At 41.3% G+C, this 1,550-nt stretch carries 1 protein-coding gene; it reads right to left on the minus strand.

Annotated elements, in window-relative coordinates:
- Nucleotides 1-116: 116 nt before the first annotated feature.
- Complete coding sequence (locus tag ACTNC3_RS11315) at nt 117-1,439, minus strand: ATP-binding protein (RefSeq protein WP_441227492.1); 1,323 nt, start codon at nt 1,437-1,439, stop codon at nt 117-119.
- Between the last annotated feature and the right edge of the window lie 111 nt (nt 1,440-1,550).

Here is a 1,550-nt window from a genome sequence, read left to right on the forward strand (position 1 = left end):
CCGTTCTGTATTTCTTCGACAGCTATACATTACGAGAGTCCGATGACCTTTTCAATTGTTATTATGGTAGGCAGAGGCTATTTCCTACCCACACATGTGCACGAAGCCTCATATATTTATTGTTTTTTCCTCCAAGCTGCTTTACATCGGGCTCGCCCAGGAATCATTTCAACGATTCCTTTATCTCTCAATTTCCAGAAAACTCTTTTCATAGAATTCTCGGATTTTATGCCCGTCAGCTTTCTGCCTTCCCGATTTGTAATTTCTGAATGGCTTTCTAAATATTTCACAACCATTTCTTCGGGAGAGGCGAGTCGTTCGTGCCTGATATATACCGTTACAGACATATCATTCTGCACGATCTCGGGAGTTTTGAGGCGTAACTTTGTCATTGCTTCAAACGCTGTGTTGAGTCCTTCACCGACATCTTTATTAGGGGCCTTTGGAAATTTATTGATAAGGCGAACCAGCTTAGGATTGCGTGCCGCTTGTGTTTCCAGAATATTCTCCGTAGTAACATGACCGGGTAATTTTCCGGGACTCTCGACTTCAACACGGTTGTCAAAGATACGGATCTGAATATCGGTTGCTATGCTATAATCCCTATGCAACACTGCGTTAGTAATGATCTCATGCAATGTTTCTTCGGGATATTCAATAGTCTCAAAACTGGCACCGAGCTTTTTCATTGATTCGATAATTTCTTTCACTTTTTCAACTGCATCATAGATTTGATTGTAGGCGCATCCCTCGATTGTTATTGGATCTTCAGCTAATGTATCACGATCCGCTTGTCCGCTAGTCTTGTATCTGAAAATCTTAATGGAAGATCGCTTAGGCAAACAAATTTGCGGCTCATCAACGAAAAGGAGTTCACCTGCAACCGTTAATTTATCATCGTGGATCAGTCGCTGCTTTCTTAGCCATTTTTCAGGTTCAGCAGAGGGGACAACGGCATCAGAAAATGCAGAAAATGCATCCGAATCAATGGCATCTTCAATTTCAGACTCTGCAACAGGCTCGTTCTCATATGAGGTAATACCTTTGTCAAGCTGTAACCGACGAAGTTTCTCGGGCGTATCTGCCGGTAAACTTTGTGCTCCTTTTCGCACATAAGCAGTATCATCCGTTGCTAAAACAATAGCTTGAGTTTTGAAAACTGTAATCTTCAATACATATGTACGAAGAACAGGATGCATCAAGAATTCCACTTCGTGAAAGCCGCTGATATTGTTAATGGAATCCAAAACTTGGAGCATTGAATTTGCTGCTTCAACATCTGGAAATCCTTCCCAATGTTTGATTTTTGTTTTAGGTTCTTCTCGGATTCCTACATAGATATCTCCGCCACTGGCATTCGAGAACGCTGATACCGCCTTGCTTAATTTTTTACCAGAGATTTCTTTGGCCTTAAAATCATTAAAATGATTTTCCTCTATATTGTTGTTGACTGCCTAGATTGACTCCGGGCTGATCTTCTTGCGTGTCATGAGATTGATCTGTATACTGTCATGAGATTAAAAAGAAAGAAGGTCCGGGGTACCCTCTTT

The organism is Oribacterium sp. HCP3S3_B9, from assembly GCF_052064255.1.
Taxonomy (GTDB): domain Bacteria; phylum Bacillota; class Clostridia; order Lachnospirales; family Lachnospiraceae; genus Oribacterium.